The sequence below is a fragment of the Microbacterium sp. MMO-113 genome, from assembly GCF_037148555.1.
Classification (GTDB): domain Bacteria; phylum Actinomycetota; class Actinomycetes; order Actinomycetales; family Microbacteriaceae; genus Microbacterium.
In genome coordinates this window covers 491,490-508,006 of record NZ_JBBCTD010000002.1, presented here as the reverse complement: position 1 = coordinate 508,006, position 16,517 = coordinate 491,490, and the positions used below count along the sequence as shown (strand labels likewise).

The window sequence follows — 16,517 nt, the reverse complement described above, 5'->3', positions numbered from 1 at the left end:
CTGCAGTCCCCCTGCCCTCAGAGCAGGCCAAGTATGGAAGGCACGGGCGCTCGGCACCAGACACTCGTACAGGGTTCAGAAACAGGAGTCGTACAGGCCGCGCATCGGCCCCACCTATTGGAAGACGGTAGGAACGAGTTCCGTTCTCACGGCTTACAACCCGTATTCCTCAGGGATCTCATGCGGGCTGTAGCGAGGTTATGTGCGTATACGGCGCTCGGCGTGGTCGTCTGCCTGAGCCGGTGTGCCCCATCGGGCCTTCAGATCGATGAGACGGTCGGGGTCTCGTTGGGAATTGTGTATGACCATGTGAGGGAAGAGGCCACGATCCTTATCCAGGACGTCTCCCCGCGGGTCGACCTCGAATCCTCGTTCGTCGATGGAGTAAGCGATCGGTCTGCTTGGGTGGTCGTGTCAAGCTGCGCGAACGATGCCGTCGTCGATGAGGCGTCAACGACGGAGGTAGCCGTGATCCCCAGAGACGCGTACGTGAAGAGTGTGAAGACCGCGATTGCCGCCGGAGGGTTCGCCGATGCCGTGAGTTGCGACGGACTGTCCTTCCGCTGAACCTTGCCCACCTTGCGACTCATTGGTGGCTGTCAGGGCTCGGCGAAAAGCTGGCTCCGGACGCTCGCATGGCGGCGCCGTATCCACCGGCCTCAGGCGCGGCGGAGCTGTGCCGCCGCCGGGCAGTCGAACGGGTCGCGCGCCGCCAGGCCGACGCGGTTGAGGTAGGCGATGACGATCGCGTACGACTGCCCGAGGGACGTCTCCGTGTACGGGATGCCGTTGGCGGCGCAGTAGTCGCGCACGATGCCGCGTGCCTTCGACAGGTGCAGCCGCGACATGTTCGGGAACAGGTGGTGCTCCACTTGGTGGTTAAGGCCGCCCATCAGCCCCGTCACCCACCATCCGCCGCGGATGTTGCGCGACGTGCGCACCTGCTTCGAGAAGAAGTCGAGCTTGGCGTCGGGAGCGATGACCGGCATGCCCTTGTGGTTGGGGGCGAAGGACGCGCCCATGTACACGCCGAAGACCGCGAGCTGCACGCCCAGGAACGCGAAGGCCATGCCGACGGGGAGCAGGAGGAACAGCGGCACGAGAAGGACGGCGAACCGGAGCACGATGAGTCCGAGCTCGATCCAGCGGCCCTTCACGTTCTTCCGCGTCGTCAGGTGCTTCAGGCCGAGGTAGTGCAGGTTGAGCCCCTCGAGCGTCAGGAGGGGGAAGAAGAGCCACCCCTGCTTGCGCGTGATGAGCCGGACGATGCCGCGCGACTGCGCCGCGTCCTCCTCCAGGAAGGAGATGGTATCGACCTGGATGTCTGGGTCCTTGCCGACCTGGTTCGGGTTGCCGTGGTGACGGGTGTGCTTGGAATCCCACCAGTGGTAGCTCATGCCGATGATGCCGGCGAGCACGCGGGCCAGGCGGAAGTTCGCCGGCCCGGTGGACAGGATCTGACGGTGCGCCGCCTCGTGGGCGAGGAAGGCGATCTGCGTGAAGACGACACCGAGGGCCGCGGCGATGAGGAGCTGGAACCAGCTGTCGCCGAGGAGGAGGAAGCCCGCGACGCAGCCGGCGAAGGCGACGACGAGGGCCGCGCCGACCAGTGTGTAGAACACGGGGGTGCGCTGCAGGAGCCCGGTCTCCTTCACGACCTGCTGCACATCGCGGTAGGCCCGCGTGAGCGGGGGGAACTCGGCGTTCCCGGCGTACGTCTGACGAACCGGCCCGAGGGTGGCGGTGACGGTCGGGGAGGATGTGCGGGAGATGATGCTCTCCTGTCGATCGGGAGCCCTTGAGCTGAAGAAGCCAAGGGCGGTTGCCGATCGCTGTGGCCACACTAACCGCGCTCGCATACGCGAGGCGGCATACGACTCAGGCCCGTGCTCGACGCGGTCGCCGACCGCGCGTGCGAGGGAGGGCCGGCGATGCCGCCGGCCGGGCGGGCTGCTGCGCGGCGTCGAGCGCGCGGAAGGCCTCGTCGAGGGACGGGAACGACCCGAGGTCGGCGCCGCGCTCGTCGCGCAGCCGGTGCGCGGATCCGTCGAACTCGACGAATCCGGCGAACTCGCCGTTGCGGGTGGCGACGTGCACGTCGACGTCGGCCTGTTTCCAGGTGAGAGGGATGGAGGAAGGGACGGTGGTGGTACTCATGCTCATGCTCATTGCTGTGGGGCGGGCGCGCTCGCGCTCCGCACGTGAAGAGACCGAGGGCGGATTCCGCGCGCGTCGATGTGCGTGGTCCGTGGATGGCCCTGATCAGTGGCGACGAGGCGGCCGAGAGGGGGCGAAACGCACACGTTGCACGATCAGCTTAGCAGATCCACGAACCACGCGCCGAGAACCTCAGCTTCCGGGGGGACGACCACTGCCACCCGTGGGCGCGGCGCCGGCGCTCGGCGTGGTCGTCGTGTCGACACCGACCACGAGGGTCGCGGTGTATCCGCCGGTGACGCTCCCCGTCGTCGTGGCGAGCTGCGACACGCCACCGTCGTCTCCGAAGACGTTGTCGGAGGTGAGGGAGATCCGCGCCAGGTTGTCCGCCGATCCGGAGTAGGCAGTCTCCGCATACACCGCGCTGCACGCGTCCTCTGGTAGCGCGAGCTGGGACGTGGCGATCGCGTTCGACGCGTCGGTGATCGAGGCAACGTCCGGATACACCTCGAAGTGGATGTGAGGCCACCGACCCGAGTAGCACCCGGGGAAGACGGAGGTGAAGGACACCTTCCCGTCGTCGTCCGCGACCTGGACACCGCGGAGGTAGGAGACGTCCTCCAGTCCCGATGAGTACAGCGAGTACTCCCCCTGCGCGTTGCAGTGCCACGCGTAGACCGCGACGCCGGCGAACGGCACCCCTCCGTTCGCGAGGTCGAGGATCTGCAGTTCGAAGGAGAGCGGCACGCCGTCGGCTGTGGCGCCGCCGTCGATGGACGAGCGGATGTCCTGGCGGATGATTCCGGCTTCGTCGAGGATGTCAGGGCCGTTCGAGCCGTCGCCCGGGTAGGGACCGGCGGTCTCGTCCGGGATCTCGGCGACCGCGGCGTCCGTCGCGGTCGCGGTGGTGCTGGGGGTGGGAGCGGCCGTGCTCGATGACGACCCGGTGGCGGCAGGCGCGCAGGCGGCGAGCACGACGGCACCGAGGCCGAGCCCGCCGCCGATCAGCAGCCCGCGACGGCTCATCAACGTCCGGAGGTCGAAGGCGACGCCCTGGTCGACGACCTCTTCGTCCGCGCGGTCCAGCAGCCGTCCTTCGTACATGGGGCCCTGCGGGGTGGGGGTCGGTTCGGGGATGCGGCTCATGATGTGCTCCTCTCGAGCGTCGGCGGCGTTGCCCCATGCTCGACGGGTGAGCAATCAAGAAGCTATGCGTGATCCCTGCGGCTCCTGTGGAGTCAGGAGCAGAGCGGAGGATGCGGGGACATCGCTCCGCTCTGCGGCGCTGGCGCTCGAAGAACTCGGCGGACAACGCAGGGCCGGGGCGATGGGGGAATCGCGCGCGCGGCCACGAAGACGGCCATCATGCAGGGGACATGCACGGCCGTAGCCCATCCAGTGGAACACGCCGCTTGGCACCTGTCAAGTTTTTCCCGGACAGCTGTCCAGAGCGCGCGAGATGCCATAGCATTACCCGCACCGATTCCGAAGGGGACGAGACCAGGGGACAGCATGACGACAGCGGACAAGCGCGCGGAACGCGCAGGGGTGGACAAGTTCGCGCTGCGCCGACGGGCGCTGGCCGAAGCGGCTTTGGAGGCGATCGCCGAGCGGGGATTCGCGCGGACGGGCCTTCGGGAGATCGCGCAGCACTCAGAGCTCTCCCACGGGTCGCTGCACTATTACTTCACCGACAAGAACGACCTCATCGCAGAGGCCGTGCGGATATCCAAGGGAGGGCTCGGCGACCGCTACCTCGCCGTGCTGGAGAGGGCCGAGACCGCGGAGGAACTGGCGGCCGGGGCCGCCGAGGAGCTCGCCAGGAGCGTGCACGACGACGCCCGCCTGCACCGGCTCTGGTACGACCTCCGCAACCAGTCCCTGTTCGAGTCGGGCTTCGGCGACACGATCGCCGAAGTCGAGGCCGACCTGCAGGATGCCATCTGGCGCGTGGTCGAGCGCTACTCCGAGCTCTGCGGGCGCCCCTGTCGCTTCACGCCCCTCTTCGCGTACGCGCTCACGGACGGCATGCTCCAGCACGCCCTCATCCGGCACCTGCGCGGCGACGGCGAGGCGATCGCGCGCCTGCGCCGCGAGTGCCGGGAACTCTTTGCCGCCAGTGTGTGACGCCGCGGATCACTCATCCGTGACGACGGTTCCCCGAGCAACGGGCGGCCGGATGACCAGCACGATCACGATCGCGACCATCACCGCTGCCGTCAGCGCCACCGGCACGGGCACGAACGGGTCGAGCAGGACGAGCAGCGCCCCCACCGGGATGACGGTGTTGACGACCCTGTCGGCGTTGTCCCGGATGGCGACCCACCAGATGCCGATGAGGAACACGGCGATCGGCACGGACACTGTGAACGTGGCGGCCATCGGGGCGAGGTGGCTCTCCCCCGTCAGCACATCCAGCTCCACCTCGATGCCGGCGGAGAAGGCGGCAGCCGCCGCGAACACGAAGAAGTGGGTGTAGCCGTAGCGCAGGGAACGGCCGAGGGTGGTGATGGACCGGTGGTGGGGCGGCCAGAAGTAGATCCACCACAGGGCCGCCGTCACGACGAATGCGAGGGCCGAGATCGCCAGGAGCGACCCAAGGGCCTCGACCTCATCCACCGCATCGATGATCGCGTTGGCAGAGGCGAGAAGGCTCTCACCGAGCACGATGAGGGTGAACAGACCGTAGCGCTCGGTGATGTGGTGCGGATGCCACGGCGTCTGGTCGCGGCGCTCGGCGATCACGGGGACGGCGATCTCGATGAGGGCGAAGACGACGAAGGCCGCGAGCTGGACGGGCCCTGAGGGGATGAGCAGGAACAGGATCCACAGCACCTGCACGGCGGCGATGCCGCCGGCGTATCGCAGCGCGACGGAACGGAGCGGCCCCGCGGTCCGGGACGCACGCAGCCACTGCGCGACCACGGCGATGCGCATCACGACGTAGCCGATCACCGGGAGGGTGAAGTCTCCCTCGTTGAAGGCCCCGGGGATCCCTGCGGCCAGGACAAGGACGCCCGCCATCTGGACGAAGGTGGCGATCCGGTACGGCCAGTCGTCGGTGTCGAAGGACGTGGCGAACCAGGTGAAGTTCATCCACGCCCACCAGATCGCGAAGAAGAGCATCGCGTACGAGGTGATCCCGTGGAGGAAGTCGCCGTGACTCAGGGCGTGATGCAGTTGCGCCGACGCGATGCTCACCGCTACCACGAAGACGAGATCGAAGAAGAGCTCCAGCGGACTCGCGGCGCGGTGCGGCTGACCGGGGTCGCGCGGCCGCATGGGCTGCAGACGGAAGCGAGGAGTCGAAGTCGGATGCGCAGTCACCGCGACAGACTAGCTCCCGGCTTCTTCTCCCCGGGCGGTATGCCGGAACGGATCCCCCTCCTGCGCGGCATGCGCTTCCATCCGGCGGCCGAATCCGCTACAGTGATCACCGTCTGCAGTGCCTGCTGCACGCCTCGTCGGTTTGGGACGACGAGGACACCTTCTCGATGTGGGATCGGGAAGCACCAGCAGGACCCGAGGGGTCGGGACGCAGACATGTCCGTGAACGTGGGGTTCACGGTCTGGGGAAAACTGGGGAAACGATGGCGCACTGGGGTTATTTGCGTACATTCACGGCTCAAGGGGCCTCGGCATGACTTCCGTCGAGGATGCTCTGAGCATCGCTCGTACGGGTTTCACGCCGATCACGGCTCCGCGGGCGACCGCGTCGGTGACGCATGCGGCGAGCACGCCGCGTGTCTCGGCGACGCTCGAACGACGCCGTCAGTGGGAGCGTCGCTATCGGATGCGGCTGCGGATCACGGATGCGGCTGTCATCCTGATCGCCGTCGCGCTGACGGCAGCAGTCCAGCTGATCAACGGGGTCGCGGTGATCGAGACCGTGCGCAACGCCGCATTGCTGGGTCTCGCCTGGTACCTGATGCTGTCGGCGCTCAACAGCCGAGCCGCCGCCATCTTCGGGTCAGGGGCCACCGAGTACCGCCGCGTCGCACACGCGGCCGGGCTCGCCTTCGGCATCACCGCCATCGCGGGCGTGCTCCTGGAGTGGGAAGGGCTGCAGCCGCTGTTCTTCATCGCGCTCCCCGTGGGCATGCTCGGTCTCCTCTTCGCCCGCTGGACCTGGCGTCGCTGGCTGCAGCGGCAGCGCCTGTCCGGGCGGTTCGCGTCGAGGACGATGGTGGTCGGCGCCACCGAGGACGTCGAGTATGTGATCGACTCCCTGCAGAAGGGCGGGGAGAACGGCTATCACGTCGTGGGGACGACGCTGCTGGATCGCAATGCCGGCGCGCTCAGGATCGGGGAGAGCATCTACCCGGTCGTGGGCGATCTCGACACCGTCGCCGCCGCGGCGGCACAGCTCGGGGCGGACACCATCATCGTGGCGAGCCGCCCCGAGGGGTCCCCCGACTTCGTCAAGCAGCTCAGCTGGCAGCTCGAGGGCACCGCCGCCGAGCTCATCCTCTCGAGCCGTCTGACGGATGTCGCAGGCCCTCGCATCTCTCTGCGCCAGGTCGACGGTCTGCCGCTGATCCAGGTGAAGATCCCGACCTACGAGGGCGGCGTCCACCTGCTCAAGCGCGCCCTCGATGTCGTCGTCGCCACGATCGCACTGATCCCGATCGCGCTGCTCACCCCGGTGCTCAGCGCGCTCATCAAGCTCGACTCGCCCGGCCCGGTGTTCTTCTTCCAGGAGCGCGTGGGACGGGACGGCCGCCGGTTCAAGATGGTCAAGTTCCGGTCGATGCGCACCGACGCGGAGAAGCAGCTCGCGGCGCTCAAGGACCACAACGAGGGCGCCGGCCTGCTCTTCAAGATGAAGGACGACCCGCGCGTGACCCGCGTCGGGAAGGTGCTGCGCAAGCTGTCGCTGGATGAGCTTCCGCAGTTCTGGAACGTGCTGGTCGGGGACATGAGCGTCGTCGGCCCGCGTCCGCCGCTGCCGAGCGAGGTCACCGCCTACGACGGCACTGTGTTCCGCCGTCTTTACATCAAGCCCGGTATCACCGGCCTGTGGCAGGTCTCCGGACGCAGCGACCTCTCGTGGGACGAGAGCGTGCGGCTCGACCTGCGCTATGTGGAGAACTGGTCCGTCATGAACGACCTTCAGATCATGTGGCGCACGGCGAAGGTCATGGCGCAGCCGAGCGGGGCATACTGAGCGGATGAGCACTACGACACCCCTCACGATCGCGATGGTGGGGACCCGAGGCGTGCCTGCCGCCTACGGCGGGTTCGAGACGGCCATCGAGGAGGTCGGCCGCCGCCTGGCCGACCGTGGGCACGACGTCGTCGTGTACACCCGCGGTTCCGAGCACCGGGAAAAGGAGTACCTCGGCATGCGGGTGGTGCACCTCCCCGCCGTCCCCGTGAAGCAGGTCGAGACGCTCAGCCACACCGGGCTCTCGGCCCTGCACCTGCTCGTCCACCGCCGCCCCGATGCGACCTTCGTCTTCAATGCCGCGAACTCGCCGTTCCTGCCCCTGCTCCGGCTGCGCCGGGCGCCCGTCGCCCTGCACATGGACGGTCTCGAGTGGCGTCGTTCGAAGTGGGGTCCGCGCGGCAAGGCCTACTACCGCTGGGCCGAGCAGTTCGGCGTCCGCACCGCCGACGCGCTCATCGCCGATGCCCCCGGCATCTCCGACTACTACCGTCACCAGTTCGACGTGCCGACGGAGCTGATCCGCTACGGCGCGCCGATCCTCGAGGAGCCGCCGACGCATCGTCTGGCCGAGACGGACCTCGCTCCCGGCGGCTACCACCTCGTCGTCGCGCGGTTCGAGCCGGAGAACCACGTGCTCGAGATCGTCCGCGGCTACCGGGCCAGCGCCGCGCGCCTGCCGCTCGTGGTCGTCGGGTCCGCGCCGTACGCGGCCGGGTACATCCAGGAGATCCGGAACGCCGCCGAGGGCGACGAGCGGATCCACCTGGTCGGCGGCGTCTACGACCAGGAGCTCCTCGACGCGCTCTACGCCCACGCCGCCACCTACCTGCACGGTCACTCCGTCGGCGGCACCAACCCGTCGCTCCTCCGTGCCATGGGAGCGGGCACGGCGGTGATCGGCTACGAGGTGCCCTTCAACCGCGAGGTGCTCGACGGCAACGGGTGGTTCTTCACCGATGCGGACGACGTCGCCGCGCATGTGACCGCCGCCGAGGCTGATGTGGCCACGCGCGACGCGCATGCCGCAGCCGTGCAGGAGATCGCCCGGACCCGATTCCGGTGGGACGACGTGGCCGACGAGTACGAAGACCTCGCTCGCCGCCTCGCCGAGGGCTCCAGCATCCATTCCTCCGCCCGGCGGGCACGTCGACGGAGCACGGACTGGGTCCCCACCCCCGCGGACGCGGCCCGATGACCGCGGGAGAGAAGCCCAAGACCGTCCTCCTGGTGCATCCGGGCGCGGAGATGTTCGGGTCCGACCGCATGCTCCTCGAGAGCGCGACCGGCCTCGTCGAGGCGGGAGCCCGCGTCGTGGTCGCCCTGCCGAGCACGGGTCTCCTCGTCGCGCCGCTGCGAGAGGCCGGCGCGGAGGTCGTCATCCTGCCGATGCTCGTGCTGCGCAAGGTCCTGCTCACCCCGCGGGGACTGCCGCGCCTCTTCCGCGACACGTTCCGCGGTCTCGGCTCCGCGTGGCGGCTGATCGGACGCCTCCGCCCCGACGCGGTCTATGTGTCGACCATCATCATTCCGCAGTGGCCTCTTGTCGCCCGCCTCCGGGGCACGCGCGCGGTCAGCCATGTGCACGAGGCCGAAGCGTCCGGCAACCCGCTGGTGAACCGGCTTCTCTATGCGCCGCATCTCGCCTCCGCCCGGACCCTGGTGAACAGCCGCTTCAGCCTGGACACGATCCGGCGCGCGCTGCCGACTCTCGCCGACCGGACCCGCGTGGTGGCCAACGGCGTCGCATCACCCGAGCACCCTGCTCGGCCGCGTCCCCGCCTCGATGGTCCCCTCCGGGTGCTCTACGTGGGCCGGCTGTCGCCGCGGAAGGGTCCCGACCTCGTCATCGACGCCGCCGCCGCGCTTCAGGCGGCGGGCCGTCCGGTCGAGGTCACGCTGCTCGGCGCGGTCTTCGAGGGGTACGAGTGGTTCGAGCGCGATCTGCGCGCACGCGCCGCCGCGACCGGCGTCCCCGTCACCTTCGCCGGCTTCCACCCCGACATCTGGCCCTTCCTCGCCGACGCCGACGTCCTGGTCGTGCCGTCCCGGGTGGACGAGCCGTTCGGCAACACGGCCGTCGAGGGCGTGCTCGGTCTCCGCCCGGTCATCGCGAGCGACAGCAGCGGCCTGCGAGAGGCCGCGGGCGGATACGCGACGGCGCACCTGGTCGCTCCGGACGATGCCGACGCGATCGCGACCGCGCTCGAGGAGGTCCGCGAGCGCTGGGACGACCACGTGGCCGGCGTCGCGGCGAGTCGCGACGAAGCCCTGCGTCGGCACGCTCCCGCGGTCTACCGCGCCGGCGTCACCGCCGGCGTCCTGGACTGACCCCCGCGGATCACACCGATGCGGGGGTGTCGGCGGTCAGCCGCGCCCGGTTGCGCACGATGTAGATCGAGAACGGGATCAGCTGGCAGACCAGCAGCGCGAACGCGACCCCGATCAGCGGTCCGACGATGCCGAGGATCGGCGTGAGCACGAACGCGAGGATGATGCCGACCGCGGCCATGCTGAGCGTCGGGATCACTTGGAAACGGATCCCGGGCTTGTCCATGATGAACATCCCCAGCGGGTACACGGCCGCGGTGAGCATGATCATGAGCCCGAACGCGAAGATCGTGGTCGGCCGCACCTCCAGCTCCCCCTGGGTGATGAATCCGAACAGCCACGGACCGACGAGCCACACCACGACGGTCGCGAGGGCGACCGCCGTGGCGAACAGCGCGGACAGCAGGAATGGCCCGCGGCGCAGGTCGCCCTGGTGCCGCATCCGCGCGAAGTGCGGCCAGAGGGCGAGTCCGCCGGCCATCACGAGGCCGTTGAGCGCGAAGAACACCTGGCCCGCCACCCCGTACTCCGCGACGTCGGTCGGGCCGCCGAGCTGGGCGATCACATAGCGCTGCGACCCCACCGCGATGGGGTAGGTCACCATCTGCGCCAGCATCGGCCAGCCGACGTCCATGACCCGGACGCCCGGGAACCGTCGCGGCCGCAGCACCATGCGTGCGGCCTCGGGGATCAGCGGAGAGGTGGTGCGTGCGGTGATGAGCACGCCCAGGATCGAGACGATGAGAGACGCCGCGAAGGACGCCATCGCCGCATAGGAGTGGAGGTCGTCGCCGCCGAACGTGAGGAGCAGCCAGACGCCGGCGAGGGTGAGTGGCGAGATGAGGCCCTGCAGCAGGATCACGATGTGGTTCTTCCGCTGCCCGAGCATGATCCGCGCCCAGATCCCGAGCGGGATCCCGAGGCAGAAGATGGTCACGCAGAAGAACGCCGCGAGCGACGCCCCCGGCTGCTGCCCGGCGTCGCCGAAGATGAGCTCCCAGGCTCCGGTGGCGAGGAGCACGGTGTTGATCGCCATCGCGGAGGCGGCGAACAGCAGCAGCACCCGACCGACGGAGGTCAGCTGGTAGCGCAGCCTCTCGTCCGTCCGGACGTCGTCGCTCGTGGCCACGGCGTTCACGAGCACGGCGCCGCTGCCCAGGTCGGTGAAGGTCAGCAGCGACGGGATCGTGGTGAGCAGCGTGTAGAGGGCGAAGCTGCCGACGCCCGCGTCCCCGATAATCATCCGTGTCGTGAGAACGCCGCAGACCAGCGCGATGACCATCGTCAGCGCGCGGGCGCCGACAGCGAGAAGAGAACCCATACCTAGATCGTCACCGCGGCAGGGCTCCCAGCGTCGCGCTGTTGCCGGGGAGTCGCGATACCGAGGCGATATCCGCCGGAACCGGCACTGCCACTGCGGCCTGCCGCTGCGCCTGTGCGGGGACCAGTGCGTATGTCGCGGACACCACGGAGGCTCCCTGTACGAACTGCGAGCGGCGGTCCTGGCCCGTCGCCGCCGTGAAGGCCGCGAGGGTGTCGGCCACCGCCGGATCCCGCGAGACGGATCCCTTCGACCACGCCGAGAACCATCGGGGTGTGCCCGGGGCGGTGCGGTGGTAGAGGTTGCCGTTCACGCTCGACATCATCTGCGCACCCGTGAAGGTGGTCGAGTAGTCCTGCACGCAGACCAGGCAGTTGCCGGCGCTCTCCGCCATGACGTTGTTCGACATCACGGTGTTGCGCACGATCCACGGCGCCAGCGGCGCGTACCGCGTGCGTGGATCATGGCCGGCCGCGTTCGGGTCGGAGGCTCGACGAGCGTCCTGACCGATGCTGATGTTCCGGTTGGCATTGCCCACGAAGGTGTTGTTCCAGATCTTCACGTTTCCGGAGTTCAGGACGAACAGTCCGAAATCGCCGTTGCGCGCGATGATGTTGTCCGCGACGACCGCCCGCTCGGAGAGTTCGACCATGACGCCGTGGCCGGTGTTGCCGATCACGTCGTTGCCCGTGAAGACGATGTCGATCACCGACTCGTCGAACCAGGGACCACGCCCGGCGTTCCCGGTGAAGGCGCTGTCGGAGACGGTCACACCCCGCGTCCGGGTGACCTTGAACGCCCCGGATACCGGGGAGTGGTTGAAGCGCTCGGCGTTGTTGCCGACGGAGAGCATCTGCTTCACCTTCAAGCCGTCGGCCTGGCTGGCCCCACCGCCGAGAAGCCCGTTGCCGATCAACGAGACCCGCGTCAGCGTCGTCCGGGGCGCCCAGGAGTAGAAGCCGGTCGTCGAGTTGTCCCGGATGGTCACGTCGGCCAGTGTGATGTCGCTCGCCGCGGCGATGACCGTCCCCATCTGGGGCACGCTGGTGGCATATCGCCGCACGCCGATGCCACGCACCTCGGATCCGGCGGAGCGGATCGAGAGGGCCTGCGTGAGGACGCTCGCCTCCACGGACTTGCCGGTGGGATCCGTGCCGATCACGAGCCGCTTCGCCTTGTCGTCGACGAAGAACGTCCCGGCGACCACCTGTGCGGCGGAACCGACCTCCCGCAGCTGCACGCCCGCGACCCACACCTGGTCCGGATGCGCGGCCATGGGGTACGCGGGATCGACGAAGCGCCACTCCGCCTGGGCATTGTCCGGCGCGCCCTTCGTGTACGTGGGGCTCGAGTCGAGCGCCGTCCCCCACCCGTCCACCGTCCAGGTGTTCCCTGTGGCCTTCCAGCCGGTGACGGCCTTCGCCCCATCCATCCAGACCGCCTCGTTCGGAGCCGGCTGGATCGTGACCCGCTTCTGCGGCGGCACGATGACCTCTTCGTGGTAGGTCCCGCCCCGGAGCACGATGGTGCCTCCGTTCGGCACGAGCCGCAGCGCTGCGGCGATCGTGCGCACCGGCGCCTTCTGCGTACCGGCGGCGGCGTCGGATCCGCCCGGCGCCGCGTAGATCGCGGTCGCGGGAGCCGGGTACGACAGCGCGCCGGGGGCAGCAGCACCTGGCTTTCCGCGGACGCCGGCCGGAGTCGCCGGCGGGGCGGGCGTGACCGGGTTCGTCGGGTTCGCCGGCGGAGCCGGGTTCGGTGCGGGCGCAGGGGTCGGCGTCGGCGCAGGAGTCGGAGTCGGCGCAGGAGTCGGAGTCGGCGTCGGCGCAGGAGTCGGAGTCGGCGCGGTGACCAGGAGGTCGTCGAGCGCCAGCGGAGCGGCTGCCCTCGCCCCGGACGAGGTGTACAGCGCGAAGCCGTAACCCCCCGCGGTGGTGATCCGGGCCGCCGAGGAATCGGCGTGCGTCACCTGCCACGCGGAGGGCTCGGCGCCCCCTGCCACCCACGCCTTGGCCGCGAGCGTCACCGGGCTGGTCCCGGTCACATCGAGGGCGACGCGCAGCGACATGCCCTTCGTCACGGCGAACGGGAGTCGCCGCTCACTCAGATTCTGCACCGTCGTGAGATCGGTCATCCGGACGACGGAGACGTAGGCGGAGCCGTCGGGGTGCACCCGGAGCCGCACGCCGTACGAGTCCTTGCCCACGATGCGGACGGCTTGGGCGAGGTACAGAGGGCCACCGACGGGGAGGGCCGGGACGGTCACCGTGTAGCGGCTGGACACGTCCGCCGCAGTCACCCCAGCCACGGTCGCCCGCGCCGTGATCCCGGGCTTCCGGCTGGCGAGCATCCCCCGCCCGTTCGTGACGCTCGACGTGCCCTCGACCACGCGCCACGCGCCGACGGGGGCCGCGCCCCAGCCGGAGGCTACGGTGCGGTTCATGTCGTCCGAGAGCAGAGGCGCCGCAGACGTGGCTGCCGGCCGGACGGACGGTGAGGCGGCGACCGCCGCGGACGCCGGTGCGGCGACCAGCGCTCCGGAGAGCGCGACGGCGACGCCGAGGACGCCAGCGAGCAGGCGATGGCGACGCCGCGGCGCGGCGTCAGACGAGAGACGAACAGGGAACGGAAAGGACACGATGTCACCGTTTCTGGGGCAGACTGCACGATCAACCCACGCTTCGCCGCAGTTTCAACCCCGGCGACAAAGAGCGAGCCCCCCTCGCAACCCATGAAGAATAACCGCCTCTCCAGGCGATGGCAAACGTTTCGAGCCCCTCCACCGATATGCTGCGTGCCCGCGCACAGCGGACCGCGGGTCGGTCACTCGCTGTAGTACTCGCTGCGGTGACGATCAGGACGTGCGCGGTTGAGGACGGTGCCGAGGATGCGTGCGCCGCCCGATTCCAGCGACTTGATGCTCTTCTCCAACGCTGCGCGCCTCGTCTTCGTGGCGTCGACGACGAGGATCACGCCGTCCGTCTGGGTGGCCAGGAGATTGGCGTCCGCGACGCTGAGCGTCGGGGGCGAGTCGATCACGACGTAGTCGTAGTCCGCGGCCGCGAAGTCGAGAAGCTGCGCCATGCGAGCCGACGTGAGCAGCTCGGCAGGGTTCGGCGGGATGGTACCGGCCGGAAGGATGTCGAGCGTGGTGTCCGCGACACGATGCTTCGCCACCTCGAACTCGACCTCGTCGAGCAGCACGCTGGTGAGTCCGACCGAACCGTCGATACCGGCGTGCTCGTGGGCGCGCGGACGCCGCATGTCCGCGTCGATCAGGAGGACGGAGTTGCGGAGCGCCGCAAGGGTCATCGCGAGGTTCACCGACACGGTCGACTTGCCCTCGGCAGGCATGCCGGAGGTCACCAGCAGCACCTTCACCCGGGACGAGACGTTCGCATACGCGAGCGCCGACCGGATGCGCCGGAACTCCTCGGACGTGTGGCCGAGCGGCTCCTGGGAGACGGCGATTCCCCGCGCCTCCAGCAACGGCGACTTGGAGACGACGCCGAGCACGGGATCTCCCCCGGCCTGCGTCAGCGCCTCCTCGTTGCGGACCCGCGTGTCCAGCACTCCGATGAGCACAGCGGCCGCGAGGCCCAGCACGCCACCGAGGAACCCGCCGAGCGCTGCATCCCTCGGCTTGCTCGGGGTGAACTGGAACTCCGGGACCACGGCGTCGTCGATGACCTCGGCCGTGATCGTGGACTCGCCCTGCGGGTCCTTCGGGGCGACGTCTTTGACGACCGTGATGAGCTGTTCGGCGACCGCGTTCGCGAGATCGGCGGCGGATTTCGGGTCGTCGGTGATGCCGGTGACGCGCAGGGTGACCGTGCTCTGCGGGATGGTGACCTCGATGTCTCTGGCGAGCGCGCGGGGTGTCGTGTCGAGACCGAGCTCCTCGATCACCGGGTCGAGCACCCGCGAGCTCGTCGCCAGCTGGGCGAAGGAGAGCATCTGGCTCTGGGTGTACACGGACCCCTGGTTGAGATCCGAGGCGCTCGTGCCCTGGTTGAGCGCGAAGTAGAGCGAGGTGGTCGCCTGGAACAACGGCGTCTGCAGCGACGCGTATCCGTATGACCCTGCGGCGCCCACGACGCCGCACAGCACGATCAACCACCAGAACTTACGCAGTGAGCCCGCGATGACACGCAGGCTGACCCGGCTCTCGGCCATGACTCCCCATTCCCCCTGAGGTCTCGATTCTAGAGGAGCCATCTGCACGTCTCCCTCACGTTTGCCGCACCTGTGGAGCGGCTGGGGTCGGCGGCGGTGCCGACGTGTCCAGATCGCGCAGGAATGCCGTATCGGCCGCGGTGGATCGTGTCCCTGCGTCTCGCGCCCAGGTCACCGCGAGCCCCACACAGAACCACAGGAACATGCTGTACTGCGTGATGAGGGCGACGACGACCAGGCTCGGAAGCTGTCCGACGACAGCGAGGGCGGCAGGACTCCGCGTCGACCGCCGCACGGCCAGGAGCGCCGCGCAGACGACGGCCGCCATGATGAGCAGCGTCGGCACGTAGCCGTACCGGAGCAGCGTGAGCACGAGGGCGTTGTCCACCGAGCGCGCGAAGTACCCCAGGTAGTAGTCGCCGGAGACGAGGGAATGCCAGTCGCCGGGGTTGCCGAACAGCTGCACCTGCTCCAGGAGGACCAGGAGGTCGGTGCGGTAGTCGGCGCTGCCCCCGGCTTCCTCCCCCGCCGCACCGAACACGGAATCGATGACGGGGATGACGATCGCGGCGCCGATCACTCCGGCCACCGCCACCGTCACCCGGAAGCGTGTCGAGACGCCGACGATGAGGAAGGTGGACAGGACCAGGGTGAGCACCAGGGTGAGCAGGCCGGCACGACTGAAGGTGAAGACCGTGGCGGTGGCGATGAGCACGATGCCGGTGATCTTCGGGAACAGCCGCCACCTGGTCGCCACGACGAACGCGGAGGACATCGCCAATGCCGCGCCGAGCGCGATCGAATGCCCCCACGCCCCTTCCGCACGCAGCACCCCACCGCGCTCCTGGAGCGGACTCCACGTCTCGTACACCACACCCGACCCGGGGATGAGGACGAAGGGGTTGAAGGACGTGAGGAACTCCACCACCGCAAGCGCCGCTGCCACGATGGCCACGACCGCGATCGTCGACGTGATCCAGTCGGTCGTCACGCGCGCAAGCACCACGCGCCCCCAGATGTACGGGATCACCCACTCCAGGAGCGATGCGACGAGGGAGGCGAGGTCGACAGTGCCGAACCCGTACAGGCCGACCACGACGAGGACGAACGCCGCGACCCAGGCGTCGGCGGCGCGCAGCGGCACGACCGACCAGTTCACGATGATCAGCAGGACGGTGAGCAGGGTGATCCCCGCCCAGTAGAACCCGAGGTTGACACCCACCCAGAGCGGTACGAAGAACAGCACGACGGCCCACACCGCGAAGGCGACGCGCGGAAGCAGCCGGAGGGCGAACACGACGATGGCCACTGCCGCGATTCCGCCGAAGGCGAGGAGCGCGATCGGGACAGCAGTGGCCATGCGTC

Annotated in this window: 12 protein-coding genes; 4 read left to right on the top strand and 8 right to left on the bottom strand. The window is 69.1% G+C overall.

Annotation, left to right across the window (positions count from 1 at the left end; all coding sequences use genetic code 11):
* Positions 1-659: 659 nt before the first annotated feature.
* The 3 genes from WFJ36_RS09195 to WFJ36_RS09185 form a co-directional block, all read right to left on the bottom strand.
* The gene (locus tag WFJ36_RS09195) at positions 660-1,772 is read right to left on the bottom strand and encodes a fatty acid desaturase family protein (RefSeq protein WP_442927850.1); all 1,113 of its coding nucleotides are present in this window, start codon (positions 1,770-1,772) and stop codon (positions 660-662) included.
* Positions 1,773-1,878: 106 nt separating this feature from the next.
* Positions 1,879-2,157 (bottom strand): hypothetical protein, encoded by a 279-nt coding sequence (locus WFJ36_RS09190; protein ID WP_071327695.1) that lies wholly within the window; start codon positions 2,155-2,157, stop codon positions 1,879-1,881.
* A 192-nt stretch (positions 2,158-2,349) separates the two neighbouring features.
* Positions 2,350-3,303 carry an intradiol ring-cleavage dioxygenase gene (locus tag WFJ36_RS09185; protein ID WP_336643166.1) on the bottom strand — a complete coding sequence of 318 codons (954 nt, stop codon included), beginning with the start codon at positions 3,301-3,303 and terminating at the stop codon, positions 2,350-2,352.
* Between the two features lie 366 nt (positions 3,304-3,669).
* Here WFJ36_RS09185 and WFJ36_RS09180 point away from each other — a divergent pair, with 366 nt between their 5' ends.
* Positions 3,670-4,284 carry a TetR/AcrR family transcriptional regulator gene (locus WFJ36_RS09180; protein ID WP_025104606.1) on the top strand — a complete coding sequence of 205 codons (615 nt, stop codon included), beginning with the start codon at positions 3,670-3,672 and terminating at the stop codon, positions 4,282-4,284.
* A gap of 9 nt (positions 4,285-4,293) precedes the next feature.
* Here the strand turns inward: WFJ36_RS09180 and WFJ36_RS09175 are convergent, their stop codons facing one another.
* The gene (locus tag WFJ36_RS09175; protein WP_336643254.1) at positions 4,294-5,439 is read right to left on the bottom strand and encodes a low temperature requirement protein A; all 1,146 of its coding nucleotides are present in this window, start codon (positions 5,437-5,439) and stop codon (positions 4,294-4,296) included.
* A 358-nt stretch (positions 5,440-5,797) separates the two neighbouring features.
* On the opposite strand from WFJ36_RS09175, the gene WFJ36_RS09170 reads away from it, so the two are divergent.
* The 3 genes from WFJ36_RS09170 to WFJ36_RS09160 are packed head-to-tail and all read left to right on the top strand — an operon-like array spanning position 5,798 to position 9,655.
* Positions 5,798-7,324 (top strand): sugar transferase, encoded by a 1,527-nt coding sequence (locus WFJ36_RS09170; protein ID WP_071327698.1) that lies wholly within the window; start codon positions 5,798-5,800, stop codon positions 7,322-7,324.
* Positions 7,325-7,328: 4 nt separating this feature from the next.
* Positions 7,329-8,522 carry a DUF1972 domain-containing protein gene (locus WFJ36_RS09165; RefSeq protein WP_336643165.1) on the top strand — a complete coding sequence of 398 codons (1,194 nt, stop codon included), beginning with the start codon at positions 7,329-7,331 and terminating at the stop codon, positions 8,520-8,522.
* A complete protein-coding gene (locus tag WFJ36_RS09160; RefSeq protein WP_336643164.1) occupies positions 8,519-9,655 on the top strand; it encodes a glycosyltransferase in 1,137 nt (378 codons plus the stop codon). Before WFJ36_RS09165 ends, WFJ36_RS09160 begins: the two co-directional genes overlap by 4 nt.
* A 10-nt stretch (positions 9,656-9,665) precedes the next feature.
* Here WFJ36_RS09160 and WFJ36_RS09155 read toward each other — a convergent pair whose 3' ends face one another.
* The 4 genes from WFJ36_RS09155 to WFJ36_RS09140 form a co-directional block, all read right to left on the bottom strand.
* Positions 9,666-10,976, bottom strand: a complete 1,311-nt coding sequence (locus WFJ36_RS09155; protein WP_292787523.1) for a hypothetical protein — start codon at positions 10,974-10,976, stop codon at positions 9,666-9,668.
* A gap of 10 nt (positions 10,977-10,986) precedes the next feature.
* Positions 10,987-13,614 (bottom strand): right-handed parallel beta-helix repeat-containing protein, encoded by a 2,628-nt coding sequence (locus tag WFJ36_RS09150; RefSeq protein WP_292787525.1) that lies wholly within the window; start codon positions 13,612-13,614, stop codon positions 10,987-10,989.
* A 185-nt stretch (positions 13,615-13,799) separates the two neighbouring features.
* On the bottom strand, positions 13,800-15,152 hold the full coding sequence (locus WFJ36_RS09145) for a polysaccharide biosynthesis tyrosine autokinase (RefSeq protein WP_336643163.1): 1,353 nt from the start codon (positions 15,150-15,152) through the stop codon (positions 13,800-13,802).
* Positions 15,153-15,207: 55 nt separating this feature from the next.
* The gene (locus WFJ36_RS09140) at positions 15,208-16,512 is read right to left on the bottom strand and encodes a hypothetical protein (protein ID WP_292787529.1); all 1,305 of its coding nucleotides are present in this window, start codon (positions 16,510-16,512) and stop codon (positions 15,208-15,210) included.
* Positions 16,513-16,517: the final 5 nt, after the last annotated feature.